The sequence below is a fragment of the Mycoplasma sp. 2045 genome (assembly GCF_024582715.1).
Taxonomy (GTDB): Bacteria; Bacillota_I; Bacilli_A; order Mycoplasmatales; family Metamycoplasmataceae; genus Mycoplasmopsis.
Window position 1 is genome coordinate 192,162 of the sequence record NZ_CP102083.1, and the last position, 20,790, is coordinate 212,951.

At 29.7% G+C, this 20,790-nt stretch carries 9 protein-coding genes and 2 rRNA genes; 7 read left to right on the forward strand and 4 right to left on the reverse strand.

Features of this window, described 5'->3' with window-relative positions; translation table 4 throughout:
* Positions 1-22: 22 nt before the first annotated feature.
* On the reverse strand, positions 23-1,420 hold the full coding sequence (locus NPA13_RS01020) for an MIP family Ig-specific serine endopeptidase (protein ID WP_257089493.1): 1,398 nt from the start codon (positions 1,418-1,420) through the stop codon (positions 23-25).
* Positions 1,421-1,687: 267 nt separating this feature from the next.
* On the opposite strand from NPA13_RS01020, the gene NPA13_RS01025 reads away from it, so the two are divergent.
* Both NPA13_RS01025 and NPA13_RS01030 read left to right on the forward strand, forming a co-directional pair.
* Entirely contained in the window at positions 1,688-4,225 is a 2,538-nt protein-coding gene (locus NPA13_RS01025) for a S8 family serine peptidase (RefSeq protein ID WP_257089495.1), read from the forward strand.
* Between the two features lie 8 nt (positions 4,226-4,233).
* Positions 4,234-6,426 (forward strand): hypothetical protein, encoded by a 2,193-nt coding sequence (locus tag NPA13_RS01030; protein ID WP_257089497.1) that lies wholly within the window; start codon positions 4,234-4,236, stop codon positions 6,424-6,426.
* A gap of 390 nt (positions 6,427-6,816) precedes the next feature.
* On the opposite strand, the gene NPA13_RS01035 is transcribed toward NPA13_RS01030, so the two are convergent.
* From NPA13_RS01035 to NPA13_RS01045, 3 genes are all read right to left on the reverse strand, one after another.
* A complete protein-coding gene (locus tag NPA13_RS01035) occupies positions 6,817-8,445 on the reverse strand; it encodes an IS1634 family transposase (protein WP_306428737.1) in 1,629 nt (542 codons plus the stop codon).
* A gap of 335 nt (positions 8,446-8,780) precedes the next feature.
* Positions 8,781-10,688, reverse strand: a complete 1,908-nt coding sequence (locus NPA13_RS01040; RefSeq protein ID WP_257089499.1) for a M13 family metallopeptidase — start codon at positions 10,686-10,688, stop codon at positions 8,781-8,783.
* A 116-nt stretch (positions 10,689-10,804) separates the two neighbouring features.
* Positions 10,805-11,020, reverse strand: a complete 216-nt coding sequence (locus tag NPA13_RS01045; RefSeq protein ID WP_257089500.1) for an MAG6790 family protein — start codon at positions 11,018-11,020, stop codon at positions 10,805-10,807.
* A gap of 153 nt (positions 11,021-11,173) precedes the next feature.
* Between NPA13_RS01045 and NPA13_RS01050 the strand changes: the two genes are divergently transcribed.
* From NPA13_RS01050 to NPA13_RS01070, 5 genes are all read left to right on the forward strand, one after another.
* Entirely contained in the window at positions 11,174-13,354 is a 2,181-nt protein-coding gene (locus NPA13_RS01050) for an MYPU_1760 family metalloprotease (protein WP_257089502.1), read from the forward strand.
* Between the two features lie 33 nt (positions 13,355-13,387).
* Positions 13,388-14,035 (forward strand): DUF402 domain-containing protein, encoded by a 648-nt coding sequence (locus NPA13_RS01055; RefSeq protein ID WP_257089504.1) that lies wholly within the window; start codon positions 13,388-13,390, stop codon positions 14,033-14,035.
* 189 nt (positions 14,036-14,224) lie between these two features.
* Positions 14,225-15,734, forward strand: a 16S ribosomal RNA gene (locus NPA13_RS01060).
* A 263-nt stretch (positions 15,735-15,997) separates the two neighbouring features.
* A 23S ribosomal RNA gene (locus tag NPA13_RS01065) occupies positions 15,998-18,872 on the forward strand.
* Together the 16S and 23S rRNA genes form the textbook arrangement of a ribosomal RNA operon.
* Positions 18,873-18,993: 121 nt before the next feature.
* Positions 18,994-20,790 carry a hypothetical protein gene (locus NPA13_RS01070; RefSeq protein ID WP_257089506.1) on the forward strand — a complete coding sequence of 599 codons (1,797 nt, stop codon included), beginning with the start codon at positions 18,994-18,996 and terminating at the stop codon, positions 20,788-20,790.

Sequence of the window (20,790 nt, forward strand, 5' to 3'; positions counted from 1 at the left end):
ATTTAACCAGGTTAATACCTGGTTATTTTATTAATCAAGTTTTATAGTTATCTCCATATAAATTTCTAATTGCATCTTTATATGATGATTTTTGATTTTGATATCCTCCATAAATTAAATCATATGGTTCTATGTTGTACAAACCGAAGTTCTCTGAATAATCTAATTCAGGAGATCTTAATAAACAAGATATTGATGCTTTATTTTTAAAATCAACATCATATGTAGCAAACATTAAACCAAGTAATTGATTATTTTGATTAACAACCGGAGATCCTGATGAACCATAATATGGTTGATAATCATTTATTACGAATCCTAAACCATAATTAACAAATTTATTTGCTTTGAAAATTGATTTATTTAGATACTTAAAATTATTTAGATGCTTTATGTATCTAAAGTTCAGCAAAATATCGACAAAACCAGGATAGTTTTTAAAAAAATGAAATTGCTCTGAATGATTTAATTTATTTGAATTATTAAAAGTGAGCTCATTTTCCTTATCATGGTAACCAATTGAATAAAATTCTTGATTTTTCAAATCATTATCAGAAGAGATTGCGTTAATTTTTTCAATATTAATAAATTTCTCTAATCATTCATTGAATGAGATCTTTTTACATCTGACTAAATTTTCGTTTTTATAGTATTCAAAAATCAAATTACTTTTATTATGAAGATTTTTTAAATCAAGTTCCAATATACCAAAGTCGATCATTTCTTCGATATTATCCATATTGTGGATGTAATCTTTAGGACTAGACTTTAGAAAATCTAATGCTAAATATACAATTCTAAAATCACTGGGATTAAAGTTAAAAATTTCTTTAACTTCTTGATTTTTATTCGGATAAAATTTCACTTTCGAAACTTGAACTTGTGAAGTTATAAAACTACTTTCGTCATTTAATAATTGATTATCATTGACAATATTTGAAAATATTGAGTCATCAGAACAATTCTTTCTAAAATTATTTAGAACATGAGCATTTGTGGCAAAATACAATTTTTCAACTTCACCATTATCATCAAGATGATAATCAAATAAACTGATAGTGCCTGAGTGAATCATATATTTTGATTGTGAGTTTACCTTGTTATAAGGGTTATAGTTATGAAACGAAACTTTAAATACATTATCAATCATATCTTGATACTGAGAGTTAAAAATATTAAGATTGATTTGATTGTTTTTATCAAGTTTGATGTTTTCTCAATTCACTTTTGTCGAACCTAGCAAAATTTTGTTATTAATTAATAATGGAACAAAATTACTTAAATATTTCTGATTCAATAGATTATTTGTTGTTTTATAAGAATTTGTATTCTGATTTTTTTCATTAATTTCTTTAGTTAATTGATAGTTATTTGTTTTACATGAAATAGCGAAAAAGCTAAAACTAAAGATCAATTTCATAAAAGTTATTAAATAGACTCCAATTTTTACCATAATTACCTCATTAAAATAGTAATTTTTCCGAAAAATGAACTATTACTGAATTAACTAAAGAAATTGAAAAGATTATTAACCTTTAGTAACTTATCCACATGTTCTGAAGTTTTAAATCATATTTTCCACAAAATGTGAAAAAAACAATTTTTTAGTAATGTTTTTCATTTTTTATTTCATTAAGTAGTAGAATAAAGTTATTAGAGGTATAAAACTTATTTTCAGGAGAATAAAATGAACAAAATTAAAAAAATATTTCAAAAATTGCTTTTGCCTTCATTAATTTCACCAGTCATTATTTGCTCTTCATTAAGTGTAAGTGCAAAACCGAGTTCCGAAGAATTCGAACAAATGGTTCGTGATTTATATGATCATTATATTGAACTTGAAAATATTGAGGAATTTAATAAATTAATGAAATCAGAAGAAAATGAAAGTCCTTATCTCCAATATTTCCAAAAATTGGGTATTGCAGATTCGATAAACAAAGTTAATGAAAACAATCATGAAAAGACAAAAATTGGAATTATTGAATTAGGACTTGTTAATCCTTGATTATTTCTACAAAACGATGAAACATCAGATAATTTAAAATTATATCTTCCTAAATATAGCAAGGAAGAAATTTCAGATAAGAAAGATATGGAATATTTTGTCAAAGATTCAATAGACGTTATATCAAGTGAGTCTTTCAAGAAAATGGAAAATTCAAAACTAACAAGAAATATGTTATGAAAGCTCAATAAAGAAATTTTTTGAGTAAATAATAAAGTAAATTTAAATAATAATTCAGGTACTTTAGGTGAAGTGATACAAAGAGAATCGCTTGAAAATCTTTTTTCATCTCATGCAACAACTGTGGCAAGTATAATGAGTGGTCATTTAGGTATATTAAAAAATGCAGAAATTCATTCAGCTTCAATTAATATGTTTAATCCTTTCTCTTTAGGAGAGAAAACATTTTTGACATATTATGATCATAAAACAGATGATACGAAAATAATAAATCAGTCACTTGGTCGTACTCCTGATTACTTCCGAATAAGAACTCTGGATTCCATTCTAAGAAAAATGTTATCTAACAATGTTAAATTAATAAATATGAGTTTTGGAGGATCCACAATCTTCGAAGAAGGAGTTGGAAAAAATGTTTGAAATCATTTAAACAAAGTAAGTTCCAGATTTGAAAAAATTAAAGCTGAATACAATATTAAAAATTTTGATGAATTATACATGTATCTGATAAGGAAAGGTGTTTGAAATGACAAGTTAGAACAAGAAGATCTGGAAATGTTTTTAGAAATAAAACACATAATTTTATGATACTTATATACTAACGAGCGTTTAAACACTAAAGAAAATATTCAAAAAGCTTTACAAATGGGATATAGTAATTTTTGCAATTGGGATGAAAGAAATCAGAAAATAGAAAAATTAGAAAAATTATTGGACCATAAATATTCGTATGCACCTATTATGAGCATGATTGATTCATATGCATTCAAATATAATATGAAATTTTTTATAGCAGCAGGTAATGATGAGGAGTGGCTATCTTTATTAAGAATTTGCGATCGTTTAACTTATCATATGGAAACTAATTCAAAATTGAGAAAAAAATTAGATTTAAAATATATCGATAGTATGTCGGCTAATACTAATAGTGGGAAAAACGTTATATATGTTGGTTCTATGAATCCTTCAGGATATGTCTCAAGATTTAGTCAACAAGGTTCTTATGATAAAGGTGATTTCCCATTAATAATTAATTATGGTGAGTTAAATAATTTACCTATTGATACAGAAAATAGAAGATCAGAAAATTTATTTAAACTACTTTATAAAGATCAAACTGGCACAAGTTTTGCTACTCCTATGACTACAGGAACAATTGCATTGTTAGAAGCAGAAAGCTCTAAAATCGCACACAATAAAGCACCTAGAGATTGAAAAGCAGCGTTAGCTTCTTCTTCAAGATATATTTGGGATTTAGGTGCTAGAGATTATGACCCATCAGATGATCCGGAATTTTTGGAAACTTTTAATGCTTTAGAATTTGAGGCTGTCCATTCTAATAATTCATATACAATGTCTGGTTTTGGTTCAATTAAATATAAAACATTAAAAGATGTTTTAGAAAATGAAATATGAGTAAAAATTCCTGATATAACTAATAAAGAAGATGAACCGGAAATAGTAAAAATCCCTGCAGATCTTAATGGTTGCACAATCCACTTTTTCGGTTTACCAAGAAATAAAATTGAAAACAACAGTTATCGTGAAGTATTCAGAAAAGGTTTTGATGAAATATCAAGAATTGTAAAATTAGATATTTCTGAATTTGTGAAAAATAAAAATAGTTTAAGAGTAGCTCTGTCTTGAGATTTTACGAATTCAGAATATAGATTAAATAAATTCAAAGAAAAATATTCAGCATTAGCTAATTCAGATATCACCTTATATGAAATTAAGAAAGAGTTAGTAGATATTTTCGATTTAGAAGTATGACCATATACTGAACGAAGTGGTTGACATAATGACGTCATTAACTCAAATAATGTTAAGAAAAAAGGTTATTGAAATTTCAGTACAGGAACTGATACAAATGTTGAGTGTGTTAAAATTGACAAAATAGATTTTGAAGATGCAGAAAAATTAGATATTAGACTGATAACAAAAACAAAAAGCAAGTTTTTCACTGAAGAAAAATATGAATTAATTAAGAGGGTATTGGCAGGTGGTTTATTAACAGTGACGATTTCTGCTGATTAGAAATGAAAATGAAAAAATATAAAAGTCTTATATCTATACCTATATTAACTGCAACAATTTTAACACCTGCTTTCTTTATTAATAGCTGTAATGAAGAAGGATATTTGAGAGAGAATTGTAACATATGAGAAAAAGTGGATGTTGAACCTGCTTTTAAATTAAAATCATTTAATCTAATGAGTGATGATTATGCTGTGCACATAAAAGATAAAGTGAAGAATGAAATCGATTTTTTATCAGCGAACTTGAAATCTACATTTTTGAAAGATATAGAAATAGATTATGATTCGGCTTTAAGTAATTTTATTTTAAACAGAAATAAAATTCAATACAAAATTAGCACAACAATAAAGGAAATTAAAAGTTATTATGACGAGTTATCTGATGAACCTAACAAAATGTCTACTTTTGAATCTTTTGAGAATAGAAAATTGGAGATTTTATTAAATTATTTAAAAAATACTAAACCTAACATTTCATCAATTGATAAAACAAACCATTTAGCAAGTGTTTCTAGCGATACAAATAAAAAATTGAGCAGTTTAATGAATGACATTAAACCAATTAACTCAAAATTTAAAATAAATTGAAATGAATTTAAAAAATTTTCAAAAGAGTATGATAGTAGTTTCCACAATGACGTTGCAAAATTCAATAAGTCTACAATACAAAATAAGTTTGATCAATTTTGATTTACTCACCTTTTAATGAGTACCTTTAATCATAAAAACTTAAACGCTGTATTTGATTTTGACAAAAGTAGTGATCCTATTCTTAATTTCATTGAATTAGCAGATAAATTTATTAATCTGTGAGAGTTAAATTATAATTTTGAAAAATATGCAGTCGCTAATAAATATAATGACGATAGGATTTTCATCCCTAAAATTACTTCATATTATCACGAAGTTCCTCCAGTGAAAATCTCAGACTTTGACAAGCACATACAAGACAGGATTGAGAATTCCGATTTTCTAATTCAAATTCCAGTAGTGAATAACCATAATGATGAACTTGATGAAATTTTAAATGGAATGTTTTCTAAATTTAATAATCATGATAGTTCTTATTGAGATTATGTTTATCATAATATTATTCATCCAAGATATGTTAATTATGTTTATAGTAGTTCTAAGAATTATGAAGTAGAAAGATATTACTTCTATATTAATTCTGCATATTATTTTAAAAATAAAAATACTAAACAAAATGATTCTCCAATATGAGTAATAAACTCTTTAACATCATCTAGAGACAAAAATACTAGTTTTCCCGAAGATAAATATTGATTAATGTCTCAAAACGAAATAAACGGTAATAATAAGAATAATCACTCGCTATTTTATGATGCTATTATAAAAGATGATATTGAAATTTTAAACACTTATCAAAATTCGAATAATCATAATGATGCAAAAAAATGATTCAAACCTACTGAAGATATCCTAGTTTGATTTGACCCATTAAAAGGAGTGGATGAGTGATATGAATTTTCATCTAGAAATAAAGATAATAATTTCTACATAATAAATAAATACAATAATAGGGTTTATTTAAATCCTAAAGGTAATTTGTACAGTAATGAAACATCACAAGTAATATTCGATGACCTCACTATTAACCAGTGACTAGGTCTTGAGAATTTGGATAAGATAGATGAAAATAAGATTCCTATAGAATATGCAAAATATTTAGAAAAATTTAAGTCAATTTTTAATAAAGTGGAATATCGAAAAAATGACACTTGAACAAAAGTTTATGAGTTAATCACTTTATTTGGACATGAATCTGAATATTTAAAGGAATCAGGTTTGGAAGGTTTTAAAACAAAAATTAGAAATGCAGATTATTCTATTCTAGGAGATAACTATAATATTTCTTATTCGTTTGATGCGTCTGAATTAGATAAAATTGCAAAATATATAAATAAGGATGAATTGTTATCTGCTTATTTGAACAAAATAGACTATATAGTTAATAAGTTGAAAGAAATTAAAAATGAAATTTTAAGTTGATCTGAAACTGATGACTCTAAGTTTAAAAAACATTTAAGAAATTATTTAAATATACTTTATAAATATGATAATTCAAAACAAAATAATGACAAATATGACGCATTAATAAATTCAAAAATACTTAGTCAAATAAATGATACTGTTGAATTTATTAACCAATTACTTATGAATTTAAAGATTAACTAAAATCGAAATTCACTGAATTGTAAAGTGAGATGCTATAAGCTTAGTTAAACCAAAACAAGAAAAGTAGGCAGAAAATAAAAAACTGTCTACTTTTCTTGTTCTAGTTTGACAGCGGTCGTCTATTTATTTTTTTAAATTTCAACATTTAATTAAAAACCTCAATATAACTACTGCTAAAATGTGTTCGTTATATTGAGGTTTATATTTTTCAATTTAGTTATCTATCAAATTTTGATTTGTTCTTCTTCAGGTAAAAACATTTGATCGTTTTCTTTTAAGTTATAAGTTTTTGTGAAATCCCCGAGTTTCCAAGTTTGAAGGTCTAAAAAACGAATATGCCTATAAATAAGACATATTCGTTTTTTATGTTTCAAAATTACACACATAAAATTAACCAATGCATGCTATAAAATCTCTATAAATTTTGATATTTTCCTGATGATGTGGATCTAAATCATTAATTATTTCTTGAATGATTTGACCATTCACTTCTTTTCTAGTGATTGTCATCATTCTTAATGAATCAACTAATAAATCAATTGATATTCTTTGAATTTCGCCGTTGTTTTCGTAATATTTTTTCAACTTGTAAAGACAGTATTTAATAGTAACTAATGCTAAAAAACATAATAAAACATGAGCTAAAATATGATTTTCTTTATGAACATATACCGGTCTAATTTGTAAGGCAGATTTTAACATTCTAAAATTGTCTTCAACTTTTCACTGTTGCTTGTAAATCTCGTTTGCTTTTTCAGCTGTTAAGTCCATAATGTTGGTTTCAATCATATAAAAACCATCTTGATCAGCTATTTTTCTGATCTTTTCATAATTTAATTTGGCTGTTGTTTTTCCTTCAACATCCATATATTTTTTCTTATATTCAGGAACAAGATCACTTAAGCAAATTTCACGATTTGTTGATTTTTTGTCTATTTTTGTTAAGAAATTTAACCTTTTAAGTTTATCAAGTGTTTGTTTCGCAGGGCTAAAGTAAACAATTTGCTTTCTCATTTGTCCATTAAATCTCTTCTTATTTCAAATCGAATCAACGTATCTTTCTTTTGAAAAGATTTGATTGTCAAACATATAGTCTTTGTCTTTCACAATAAATCTTCTGCTTTCTTCATTTAATGTGTCAATTCTTTTTTGGAAAATATATCTAAAACCTTTTTGTTCTAAAAAACGTAAGTTAGCATTGTTATTTATACCTCTATCAGCAACAATTACTGGATTCGAAATACCATAAAGTTTTTTCATTTCTACAAGAAAATCAATCATTGTTTTGCAATCTGCTGTGTTTCCTGGGAAAACTTTATAGTGAAGGGGAATACCATTACTATCAACTGCCATAGCAATTACAATTTGGTCTTCATCATGCTTGCCATCTTTTGAAAATCCTCTTTGTCTAACTCCCTCCCTTGTAAAACTTTCAAAATAAACAGTTGTGTTGTCAAAGTGCATAATATTGTTTTTTCTATTGGTTAATTCATTCATTTTGTTAAATAAATTTTTCAAAATTGCGTTTTTATTCTCCAAAACAGTGTCAAGATAGTTGTAAATTGAAGATTTTTGTACATCAACTTTGTTGATGAAGTCATTCTTGTTTTTAAACTGTGAAGAATAACTTCTTGGCAAAATGATGCGAGTCCCAATAACAAATTCAAGAACTTCTTCCAATGATTTATGTCTGTTTTCCGTTAAAACGCTAAATAAATCCAGTTCCTTAATCACTTTGTAAATCAAATCAATACCAATATTTTGAACACTTGTTTTTACAGAAGTTGGAGCTAATAGTTCAAAAAAATGTGCTTTAGCATCTTTTTTGTCTAGATTAACATCAATTTTAGCTGCAATCGGTCTTATATCCTCAATTTTTGATAAATTGTATTTTTCTTTTAAGTCTTCTCAATAACCTAAACCTACTTGGCTTCCGTAACCTTTTTTAAAACCTTTTGAAATTGCTAAGACTAAATAGTATTTTCCGTTTTGTTTTTTTCTGCATAAGTTGTATTTCATACTCTTTATTATACCATTTTATGTGTGTAATGTAAGTAAAAAAATAAAATTTCTTTTGCTTCATATATCTATAGATATATGGATTAAAAAACGACCCTTAAAAAAAGGTCAAACTTGGAAACTCAGGAATTGTAAAGTGAGATGCTATAAGCTTAGTTAAACCAAAACAAGAAAAGTAGGCAGAAAATAAAAAAACTGTCTACTTTTCTTGTTCTAGTTTGACAGCGGTCGTCTATTTATTTTTTTTAAATTTCAACATTTAATTAAAAACCTCAATATAACTACTGCTAAAATGTGTTCGTTATATTGAGGTTTATATTTTTCAATTTAGTTATCTATCAAATTTTGATTTGTTCTTCTTCAGGTAAAAACATTTGATCGTTTTCTTTTAAGTTATAAGTTTTTGTGAAATCTGGATTGTTTAATAAAACAACATTTCCACGTATTTCTGAAGGTGAGTGAACGTCAGATTCCAATCTTCTTTTTGCGCTTCCTTCCGTGATAATCATTCTTCAAACTCTAGCTCAGTTTTCGAAGAAGTTTTTTGGATTAAAGTCATTTTCAAGTTTAGCTGCTTCAAAGGCACATGAAACTCCACCGATATCAGCAATGTTTTCAGAAACTGTTAGTTTTCCATTAACTTTTCCATATTTAGTTTCTTTACCATCATACAACTTAATAACAGCGGCAATTTTTTCGTCAAATTTTACTCTATCATCATCAGTTCATCAGTTGTTTAAGCTTCCATTTTCATCAAATTGTGAACCGTTGTTGTCAAATGCATGTGAGATTTCGTGAGCAATAACTGCTCCAATTCCTCCATAATTTGCAGATGAAGATTGATTAATATCATAATAAGGAGCTTGTAAAATTGCAGCAGGGAAAACAATGTGATTTGCAAATGGATTAAAGTAAGCATTAATTTCTGCAGGAGACATTGATCAATACTTATCATTCTTTAATTGATTGTATTGCGATAAGTTATATTGAGTCTTAATTGATTCGAAGAATAAAACATTTTCTAAAATGTTTGATCCTTGCTCATAGGTCTTAACAACAAAATCTTTGTAAAATGGTCTGATGATTTCTGGGTATCCAACCATAACACCTAATTTGTTCAATTTAGTAATTGCTTTTTTAATTGTTTCTTTTGATAATCATGTGTTTTCTTCCAAGTTTTTCTTATAGACTTCAATCATATTAGCGACCATATGTTCTACATCTTTTTTGGCTTTCTCTCCAAAGAAATGTTTTGCATAGTACATACCTAATGGTTCTTTGAAATATTTAGTAGCTAAATCATAAGCGAACATTTCTAAATCTCTTGGTTTTTGGATTGAGTAAATTGCATTTTTAAATTCTGTTGCTTTAATTCTTGTTTCTTCATCTAAATATGAAGCTGCAAAAATTAAGTTTTTAATAAAGAATAATGCTTTGTATTCTTCGAATGTTTCGCTATTGAAAATATTGTTTAAGTTTTCAATAAATTTAACGTTTGAACAAGGTATCATTTCAACTTTTTGGCCTACTAATTGCTCTGCAATGTTTGGAATATTAAAAATTGAACTTTTATCGGTATATCATGAAATTTCTTTAGGGTTGTATAATGAAACATAATCAGCCTTTTGAACATCTGAAAGAACATAATCTTTAATTTTTAAATCAAAAGCAATAGCTTTATTAATTAAATCATTTGATTTTCTTTCATCAAATCCGTATTTTTGTAATAAATCAAAAACCATATTAATTCATACAGTCATTAATCTATTTGCTTCTTGTTCATTTTCATATGTTTCTTTTGAAGGTAAAATTAAGCTAAATTCATCAAGTCATAAAACTTGTAATTTATTATTTTTAAAATCTTCTCCAACACCAAAAGATAAAGGTAAAGATACATATCTATTATTAAAGTAATCAAAATTTGAAGCAAGTTGATCAAATGATTTTAATTCTTCAATATTTTTAAGAAAATCTTTAGCCGGTTTTATTCCGATTTCTTTTCTTTTATCTTTATCAATAATCATTTTGTAAAATTCAACATACTGCTTCATCATAGGATCATTAGGTAATTCTTTTTGACCATTAGCTCACTGAACTGTTAAGTCTTTAAGTAATTTTTCTAATTTAATATCTAATTCACCGAATGCTGACATTGATGATCTATCTGATGGAATTGTGGCAGTATTTAATCATTCATAATTAACGTATTCATAAAAATTATCTTCTAATCTAGGTTTTGACATTTTAACTCCTTATAATTTTCTTTTTATTATATAGCAATTAGAGTTTTTTAAATAAAAACCACCAAAAATTGGTGGCACATATCTATAAAACTAATATATAAATTCTATTTAATAAATTAAACAACTTTAACTGAAACTTCTTTAGAATGTGATTTACCTTCCAAATTGTTTCTTTCTATATGGAATATTTCAATTTTTTCATTTCCCTTAGTGTGTAATCCGTGTTTTTGACCACGGCGAAATCCTTTAATTTGACCTTCTAATTCGTCAATTGTGTTAGCTTGTGCAATAACTTCACCACTAGCTACTAATTTTGCTTTGTATTTGTACATAAGCACCTCCGATTTCTTACACTTTTATTCTATAACTTTTTGAGATCAAGTTATCAAAAATTTAATATTTTCTAGTAAATTTTTCACATTTATGAAAAAAATAATTACAACACTTCTTATCTTATTTTAAGATAAAAAGTGTATGATTTAAACATGACAAAATTACGTAAATCTTTATTGTTTTTAACTGGTTCAATCTTAGGTCTAGGAACACTTGTGACTAATTCATGCAGTTTTCTAGATATTTTTAAATCTTCTGGAAATGGTGATAAAAAACAAGTTAATAAAGTTAAATTAAGATTTACAAATTACACACATCCTACAATTGCAGCTTCTAATGTAGTCTCAATTAACAATAAAGAATTTATGAAAACTTCATCAAAAAGTAATGATGAAGTTAGTCAATTATTAAATAGATTTGAAACTGAAAAAAATAATGTGCACGAATATGAAGAAACTAATGGAACCTGCTATTTTGAATACATAGATCCGTACACAAATGTGACCTTTAGAGACTATGCATATTATGTTAGTGCAGACAAAAGTGAACGTAGATATTTATTAGGTCCTCAAGGTTTAGTTTTATATGCTCATGAATTTAAAAGAAAAATTCCATTCAGTACTGAAGTTTTTGATCTTGAAGCTATAAATATAAATAATTTTAGTGTAATAGATAATACTGCAAACGGATTATATATTCCAAATATTAAAAATATCTTTATTAATGGTTTCTTTTTTTGTGAATCAGGAATGAGCCTTTATGAAATTATTGCTTATATGATGCAAACAACATTCCACGAATATATGCACCATTGAGCAAACTCATATGCAGAAATTGCATTTAAAAAAGATGTACTTGCAAAATATTATAGTTTTGAAAATGATGATTCACATTTAGTTAACCCATCAATTATTTATTATTCACCTGGAACAACAATTAAAGATCAGCATAATCATCTTTACATTCAATATTGAAATAAATCGTTTGTTGATTCATTTCAATATTTATTAAACTATGATGTAACTTCAAAATCAAAAATCTCTGATGAAACTTGAGAAATATTAAGAGCAGATAATGACAAAAAAAATAGTTTTATTCATAATGTTTTTAGTCCAAAAGATATTTGAGATCTTTCAAACGGAAAACCAAGCAATCCTGATGTAATTGAACTTAATAAAAAATTAAAAGAACATTCAAAATTGTATTATTCACCTGATACAAAGTTCGGTCTTTCATCAAATAATATTCGCTACTATTATTCATTGACTGAATTAGTTCCTAGAGAATATTTGAAATATGGTTTTGAACCTTACTTTAATATAAATTTACCAAATCCAATTGGTCCTGCTATAGAAGATTCAAGAAATAAAGGCCAAGATATCTTTACAATGAGTTATTTTAGCTATGCTCATATCGACAAAACATCTTCATCCACAACTTACACAATTTCACCAACATCTTTAGCTGATGATATGAGTAAAGTTTTCTTGAATAATTTTGATTCACAATATAGACAAGGATGATACATACAAGGTGATTTGACAATTCAAGAAAATTCAAACAGAACAAGAACTTATAAAAATCAATCTTCAATTCTTCTGCCAACAACACCTTTTGCTTTATCTGAATATCAACCTCAAGTAGGATATAGAACTAAAACTGAATATTTAAATCTTCAGAAAATAAAACAAGATAAATCAGTTGATTTTTACAAATTATTTTTAGATACAATGGGTTATGGAAAAACTATTTCACAACTATATTATGATAATACTGGATGAAAATGAATTGATTCAGAGCATTCACAAATTGAAAATAATGAAGCAAATCAACATAAAATCAAATTAAGTGGTTACTTAGATTCAAATGAGTACACAGGGTTTGTCTTTGTTAATCCAGATAATAATCAAGTTACTGCAACGTCAAAAATTAAATACTTAGATACATTCAATTTTTTTGGTCACAAAAATTTTGATAAAGGTGCATTATTATCAAATTCATTAACATCAGAACAAGCTCAGCAAAGAGAAGAGCAATTAAATAATAGAATTTATCCAAATTCATTAAATGAATATACAAACACTTTATTTATTCCATATATTTCAGAAGATTTCATTACAAAACCAAGTAACAATTCAGTTATTTATTTATGAAAAGATTTAAATAACAATAATATTGCTGAAGAAAATGAAATTTTAATCGAAAAAGAAATAACACTTCCTGAAAATAGATGAGTAACGACAGCAAGATCAACAAAAAATCAAAATGTTTACAATATAATAAAAACTACAGATAATAAAGTTAAATTAGATTTTCATAAATTATTTACATAGTTAAGATATTCACAAGCAAACAGAAAGGAATTTATGCTATGAGATTTTTCTAAATTAAAAGTTGGACAAATGATTAATGTTCAAGCTTATAAACATAATGGTCATCTTTATAGACAATGAAATTCTGTAAAAGTAATTTTTCATAATAAGAGACATATTGTTTTATTTTTAAAAAACACTAAAGTGGCTGAATATGAAAGAGATGTAAATGGGTGAAGATATAAAGAAAATGCAATTTGATTTATTCCGAAAGATTCAATGTACAATGCAATTGTTCTTTTAAAAGAAAGTGGTTCTTATTATTATATAAACCTTGCATCACGTCCAATTTTTGAAGATGACACGCTTAAATTTATTGATTATGATTTAGACATAAAATGTTATCCAGATAAAGAATTGCAAATTGTTGATAGAGAAGAATTTGCTGAACATTCAAAAGAGATGAAATATCCCGAATCATTAAGGAAGACTATTTATGATGAAATTAAAGACATCATTTCTTTATATAATGATTATGAATATTTCTTTTCAGACGAAGTTATTGCATACTATTTAAAAGTTTTATATGATGATAAATTAATAACAGAGAAAACATATAATAAATTATTAGACACTAATAATAGAAGAAAATACAATGAAGAAACTTCGATGTTTGCTGATATTTCAAAAATATACAAATAACAAAAACTTTAATACTGTCCATTAAACTATAATGTGGATAGTATTTTTTTAATCAAAAGTTCAAATAAAAAATTCGAAAAAAATTTTTAAAAAAACTTTGAATAAAAAAAATAGTGTTATAATATTCATGCTTTTGATAGCAAAGAAGTTCTTTGAAAACTAGATATATACAAGACATGACAAGTCAATTTTTTCGAGAGTTTGATCCTGGCTCAGGATGAACGCTGGCTGTGTGCCTAATACATGCATGTCGAGCGAAGTTCTTTGAACTTAGCGGCGAATGGGTGAGTAATACGTACTTAACATGCCCTTTAGATTGGGATAACGATGAGAAATTATCGCTAATACCGGATACTTATATGGAACGCATGTTCTATATATAAAAGGAGCCTTAAAGCTTCACTAAAGGATTGGGGTGCGTAACATTAGCTAGTTGGTAGGGTAATGGCCTACCAAGGCTATGATGTTTAACGGGGTTGAGAGACTGAACCGTCACACTGGGACTGAGATACTGCCGAGACTCCTACGGGAGCAGCAGTAGGGAATTTTCCACAATGGACGAAAGTCTGATGGAGCGACACAGCGTGCAGGATGAAGGCCTTCGGGTTGTAAACTGCTGTTATTTAGGATGAAAAAATAGTAGATGAAATGCTATTATCTTGACAGTACTAAATCAGAAAGCAACGGCTAACTATGTGCCAGCAGCCGCGGTAATACATAGGTTGCAAGCGTTATCCGGAATTATTGGGTGTAAAGCGTCTGTAGGTTGTATGTTAAGTCTGACGTCAAAACTTGGGGCTCAACCCCAAATCGCGTTGGATACTGGCATACTAGAATTGCATAGAGGTTAACGGAATTCCTTGTGAAGCGGTGAAATGCGTAGATATAAGGAAGAACACCAACATGGCGAAGGCAGTTAACTGGGTGCATATTGACACTGAGAGACGAAAGCGTGGGGAGCAAACAGGATTAGATACCCTGGTAGTCCACGCCGTAAACGATGATGATTAGCTAATAGTGATGAAGCTATTGGCGCAGCTAACGCATTAAATCATCCACCTGAGTAGTATGCTCGCAAGAGTGAAACTTAAAGGAATTGACGGGGATCCGCACAAGCGGTGGAGCATGTGGTTTAATTTGAAGATACGCGTAGAACCTTACCCACTCTTGACATCTTCCGCAAAACTATAGAGATATAGTGGAGGTTAACGGAATGACAGATGGTGCATGGTTGTCGTCAGCTCGTGTCGTGAGATGTTCGGTTAAGTCCTGCAACGAGCGCAACCCTTGTCCTTAGTTAGATGATCTAAGGAAACTGCCCGGGTAACTGGGAGGAAGGTGGGGACGACGTCAAATCATCATGCCTCTTACGAGTGGGGCAACACACGTGCTACAATGGATGGTACAAAGAGAAGCAATACGGCGACGTGGAGCAAATCTCAAAAAACCATTCTCAGTTCGGATTGTAGTCTGCAACTCGACTACATGAAGTCGGAATCGCTAGTAATCGTAGATCAGCTACGCTACGGTGAATACGTTCTCGGGTCTTGTACACACCGCCCGTCACACCATGGGAGCTGGTAATGCCCGAAGTCGGTTATGTCAACTACGGAGACGACCGCCTAAGGCAGGACTGGTGACTGGGGTGAAGTCGTAACAAGGTATCCCTACGAGAACGTGGGGATGGATCACCTCCTTTCTACGGAGTACAATCAGCAATTTTATATTGCTATTCTAAATCTTTTATTACGATAATTTTTGTCATGATATATCTAGTTTTGAGAGAATTTCTCTCTAATGTTCTTTGAAAACTGAATAGTTATAAAGATATTAATATAACAACGACATCAAAAATAAATTAAAGTCAATTTGTTTTGGATACCGAGTTATGAATTATTAGAAATAATAATTTATTAAAATGTCTTTGAATACATCAACAATAATAGGTTATATTGTTACAACTTTTAAATAAGTAAGAGTTTGTGGTGGATGCCTTGGGTCTGGAAGTCGATGAAGGACGTGATTACCTGCGATAAGCCTCGTGGAGCTGGATATAAGCTACGAAACGGGGATTTCCGAATGGGGAAACCTAACTAGAGTAATGTCTAGTTGCTAAGGGATGAATACATAGTCCCTTTTGCGAGACACGTTGTGAACTGAAACATCTTAGTAGCAACAGGAAGAGAAAATAAAAATGATTTCATCAGTAGCGGCGAGCGAACGTGAAAGAGCCCAAACCAATTTTTAATTGGGGTTGTAGGACTACTTACACAAAGTTACAAAATTTTGTTATAGCAGAATAGATTGGAAAGTCTAAGCACAGAAGGTGATACTCCTGTATGCAAAATAGCAAAGTCTTTTAGTAGTATCCTGAGTAGGTCGGGGCACGTGAAACCCTGTCTGAATCTGCCGGGACCATCCGGTAAGGCTAAATACTAACCAGACACCGATAGTGAACTAGTACCGTGAGGAAAGGTGAAAAGAACCCCGGGAGGAGTGAAATAGAATCTGAAACCACTTACTTACAATTAGTCAGAGGCCGTTAATGGCTGATGGCGTACATCTTGCAGTATGGATCGGCGAGTTATGTTAACATGCGAGGTTAAGTAGATAAAAACGGAGCCGTAGAGAAATCGAGTCTTAATAGGGCGTTTAGTATGTTGATATATACCCGAAACCATGTGATCTATTCATGAGCAGGCTGAAGCTTGGCTAACCCCAAGTGGAGGCCGAACCGTAGTACGCTGAAAAGTGCCCGGATGACTTGTGAATAGTGGAGAAATTCCAATCGAACTTGGAGATAGCTGGTTCTCCTCGAAATAGCTTTAGGGCTAGCGTGTGATGTTAAACTTTGATGGTAGAGCACTGAATATGGAATGGCCGCGTCTAGCGGTACTGACTATAATCAAACTCCGAATATCATTGTGTATTATCATGCAGTCGGAACCGGGGTGCTAACGTCCCGGCTCGCGAGGCAACAACCCAGATCGTCGGCTAAGATCCCAAAATTGTGTTAAGTCAGAAAGGTTGTGAGATTTCATAAACAACTAGGAGGTTGGCTTAGAAGCAGCCATCCTTTAAAGAGTGCGTAATAGCTCACTAGTCAAGAGATCTTGCGCCAATAATGTAACGGGAGTAAAACACAATACCGAAGCCACGGGTACATTTAGTACGTTAGAGGAGCGTTCTTATCGCAGTGAAGTCAGACCGTGAGGACTGGTGGAGCGTTAAGAAGTGAGAATGCCGGTATGAGTAACGATTTGAGGTGAGAATCCTCAACGCCTATTGGGAAAGGTTTCCTGGGAAGGTTCGTCCACCCAGGGTTAGTCAGGACCTAAGGAGAGGCTGAAAAGCGTATCCGATGGACAACAGGTTAATATTCCTGTACTACCTTGATTTGTGATGGAGTGACGAAGGAGGATAGCACTACCCATTATTGGATTTGGGGGTAAGTAGCAACTGGTGAGTTTAGTTAAATGCGAACTCTGTAACTGGGAGCTATGATGCATAGGTGGTTTCATCGAATTGTGTGATTTCATACTTCCTAGAAAAGCTTCTAAACTTTAAGGTCAATGGTACCTGTACCGAGAACGGACACACGTTCCCAAGATGAGTATTCTAAGGCGAGCGAGAAAACCAATGTTAAGGAACTCTGCAAATTAACCCCGTAAGTTCGCGAAAGGGGTGCCAACTTTAGTTGGCCACAGTAAATTATGAGGGGCAACTGTTTATCAAAACACAGCTCTCTGCTAAATCGTAAGATGATGTATAGGGGTGAAGCCTGCCCAGTGCCCGAAGGTTAAGTGGATTTGTTAGCTTTACGCGAAGCATTGAAATGAAGCCCGGGTGAACGGCGGCCGTAACTATAACGATCCTAAGGTAGCGAAATTCCTTGTCGGCTAAATACTGACCTGCACGAAAGGCGCAATGATCTCTCAACTGTCTCAACATTGGACTCGGTGAAATTATAGTCCCAGTGAAAACGCTGGGTACCCGCATCAAGACGAAAAGACCCCATGGAGCTTTACTACAACTTCGTATTGAAACTTGGCCTAACATGTGTAGGATAGGTGGGAGACAGTGATGCTAAGACGCCAGTCTTAGAGTAGTCGACCTTGAAATACCACCCTTGGTATGTTGAGTTTCTAACCTGCCACCGTTATCCGGTGGGGAGACAGTGCGTGGTGGGTAGTTTGACTGGGGCGGTCGCCTCCTAAAAGGTAACGGAGGCGTTCAAAGGTACACTCAATACGGTCAGAAACCGTATGAAGAGCGCAAAGGTAGAAGTGTGCTTGACTGCGAGACCTACAAGTCGAGCAGGTGCGAAAGCAGGACTTAGTGATCCGGCTGTACGTCATGGAACGGCAGTCGCTCAACGGATAAAAGTTACCCTGGGGATAACAGGCTTATCTTGCCCAAGAGATCACATCGACGGCAAGGTTTGGCACCTCGATGTCGGCTCATCGCATCCTGGAGCTGGAGTCGGTTCCAAGGGTTTGGCTGTTCGCCAATTAAAGCGGTACGCGAGCTGGGTTCAGAACGTCGTGAGACAGTTCGATTCCTATCTGATGTGGGCGTTGGAATATTGATGAGAGCTGCTCTTAGTACGAGAGGACCGGAGTGGACGTACCGCTGGTGTTCCAGTTGTTTCGCCAGAAGCACAGCTGGGTAGCTAAGTACGGAAGGGATAACCGCTGAAAGCATCTAAGTGGGAAGCCTCCTCAGAGATAAGTATTCCCTTGAAATTCCTTGTAGACTACGAGGTTGATAGGATGGAAGTGTAAGTGTAGTAATACATTCAGCTTACCATTACTAATAAATTGATAGGTTTAAAAGTATATTAAGATGTATTCAGACATTTTAATGAATTATTAAAATAACTATTCAGTTTTCAAAGAATATTTAACACCTTTAATGGTGTTTTTTTATTTTATTAAAAAATATTATAATTTTAATATATGACAAAAACAAAAAGAACAAATATTTCTAAAAGAAACATAAAAAGACGCCAACAATGGCATCTTAAGTTAAAGAAAGATAAAGAATTAAGCAAAATTTATTTATGCAGAAGGCAAATAGGTAATGTGATTAATGCATCAAATACCCTTGTATTGAAGTTGACAAATGAAGAATTATCATCTGAATTTGAGAATAAAATTGAAAAAGTAAATAAAGAATTGAAGAAATTCATTTATTTTCAAGATGTAAAATTTATTTTATATTTTGTGAAACAAAGATTAGAATTAATAAATAAAGATAATGATAAGTTATCATATAAATTTATAGGTTTCGATTTATTTGATATTTTGTTTAAAGAAATGAGATTACTATTCAAAACAAAAGATATAGATCATAAATGATTTTACAAAGTCATAACAGACACTATTTCTAATAAAATATCAAATATTGATTTACTTAATGAAAAAATTTCAAAATATAATCCTACAAATACTAATGATGAGTTCATTAATGACATTTTATTTGAGAAAGTAAATCAAAATAAAGAAATTATTTTGCAAAATTTAAATAGATTTGTTCATAACTTCACAAAAAGAGACAGAATTCACAAATTCAATAAATATATTTACTTACATATTACAAATATTACAGAAAAGCATTTTAAAAATAAGAAATTTATTTTCAATAATTTAAATCAAATGATAAAAACATCAGATGAACATTACACCATAATAACACATACAAATTGAGTAGGTATACCTATTAACGTCTTCTTATTCAAACATCTTCCTTATGCAGATAAAGATAAACTAATTTTAGATACTATTCAGTTATATAAAAGAGATGATAAAAGTATTTCAGTTATTCCTTATGATTGACCTCTTGATATTGAGTGCTTATCAAGTAAAAGTAAGGAGCTTAATAAGTCAGTCGCTAAATATATTATGTATTCTAAAAATATATTTACTGAAAAATTAAATGACCATTACAAAAAGAGAATAAATACAGTTTGATCTAGAGTTTTTAGTAGAAAAGATAGTAATAAAGTAAATATTATTTCTAAGAAACCATTGAATCGTCTAAATTACTTATACATAGAAAGTTCTAAAGATAAAGTCAATATAGATAAACAGGATTTAATTTATTTCAACAAATTGATAAATTTCGTAGAAAATAGGGATGACAATTTTGATGTAAGTAGTTTAAATAATATTGAATCAGATGAATATTATGAAAAGGAAATGAAATATTCAAAAATTAAGAATATCATCAATGTAAAAGATGGTTATGAAGCTCCAAAATTATGAGAGAAAATTCGCAGAGATAATAAAAATTTAGGATTACATTTTGCTTTTACAAATTTCAAAATACCTAAAAAGAAAGATTTAATAGATATATTAAAAAATGATGTAGATAACTATGAAAATAGTCAAATGATGAATATATTGATAAGTAGTTATAAAAAGTTTCTGAAATCATTTGAAGATATGAATGGATTTCTATTTACTAATTTAATAGCTATCTCAATAATTAAAATATTAAAATATATAATAAACTTATTTATTCGTTCAAATCCATATTGTATTTGTGATGAATTTAGTACATCGGAAATTTTACAATTAATTATATTTAATGAAACTAACAAATTTAGTAGTGAGATCAAATATAACCTTCAGAATTCGAAAGAAGATGATGTATTCTTTAACTTTTTAAACAAATATGATCAGTTCGCAAAAATCTTGAAATCAGCATTAATCCAAGAAGAAAGTGATGATACTAATACACCTATTACATAG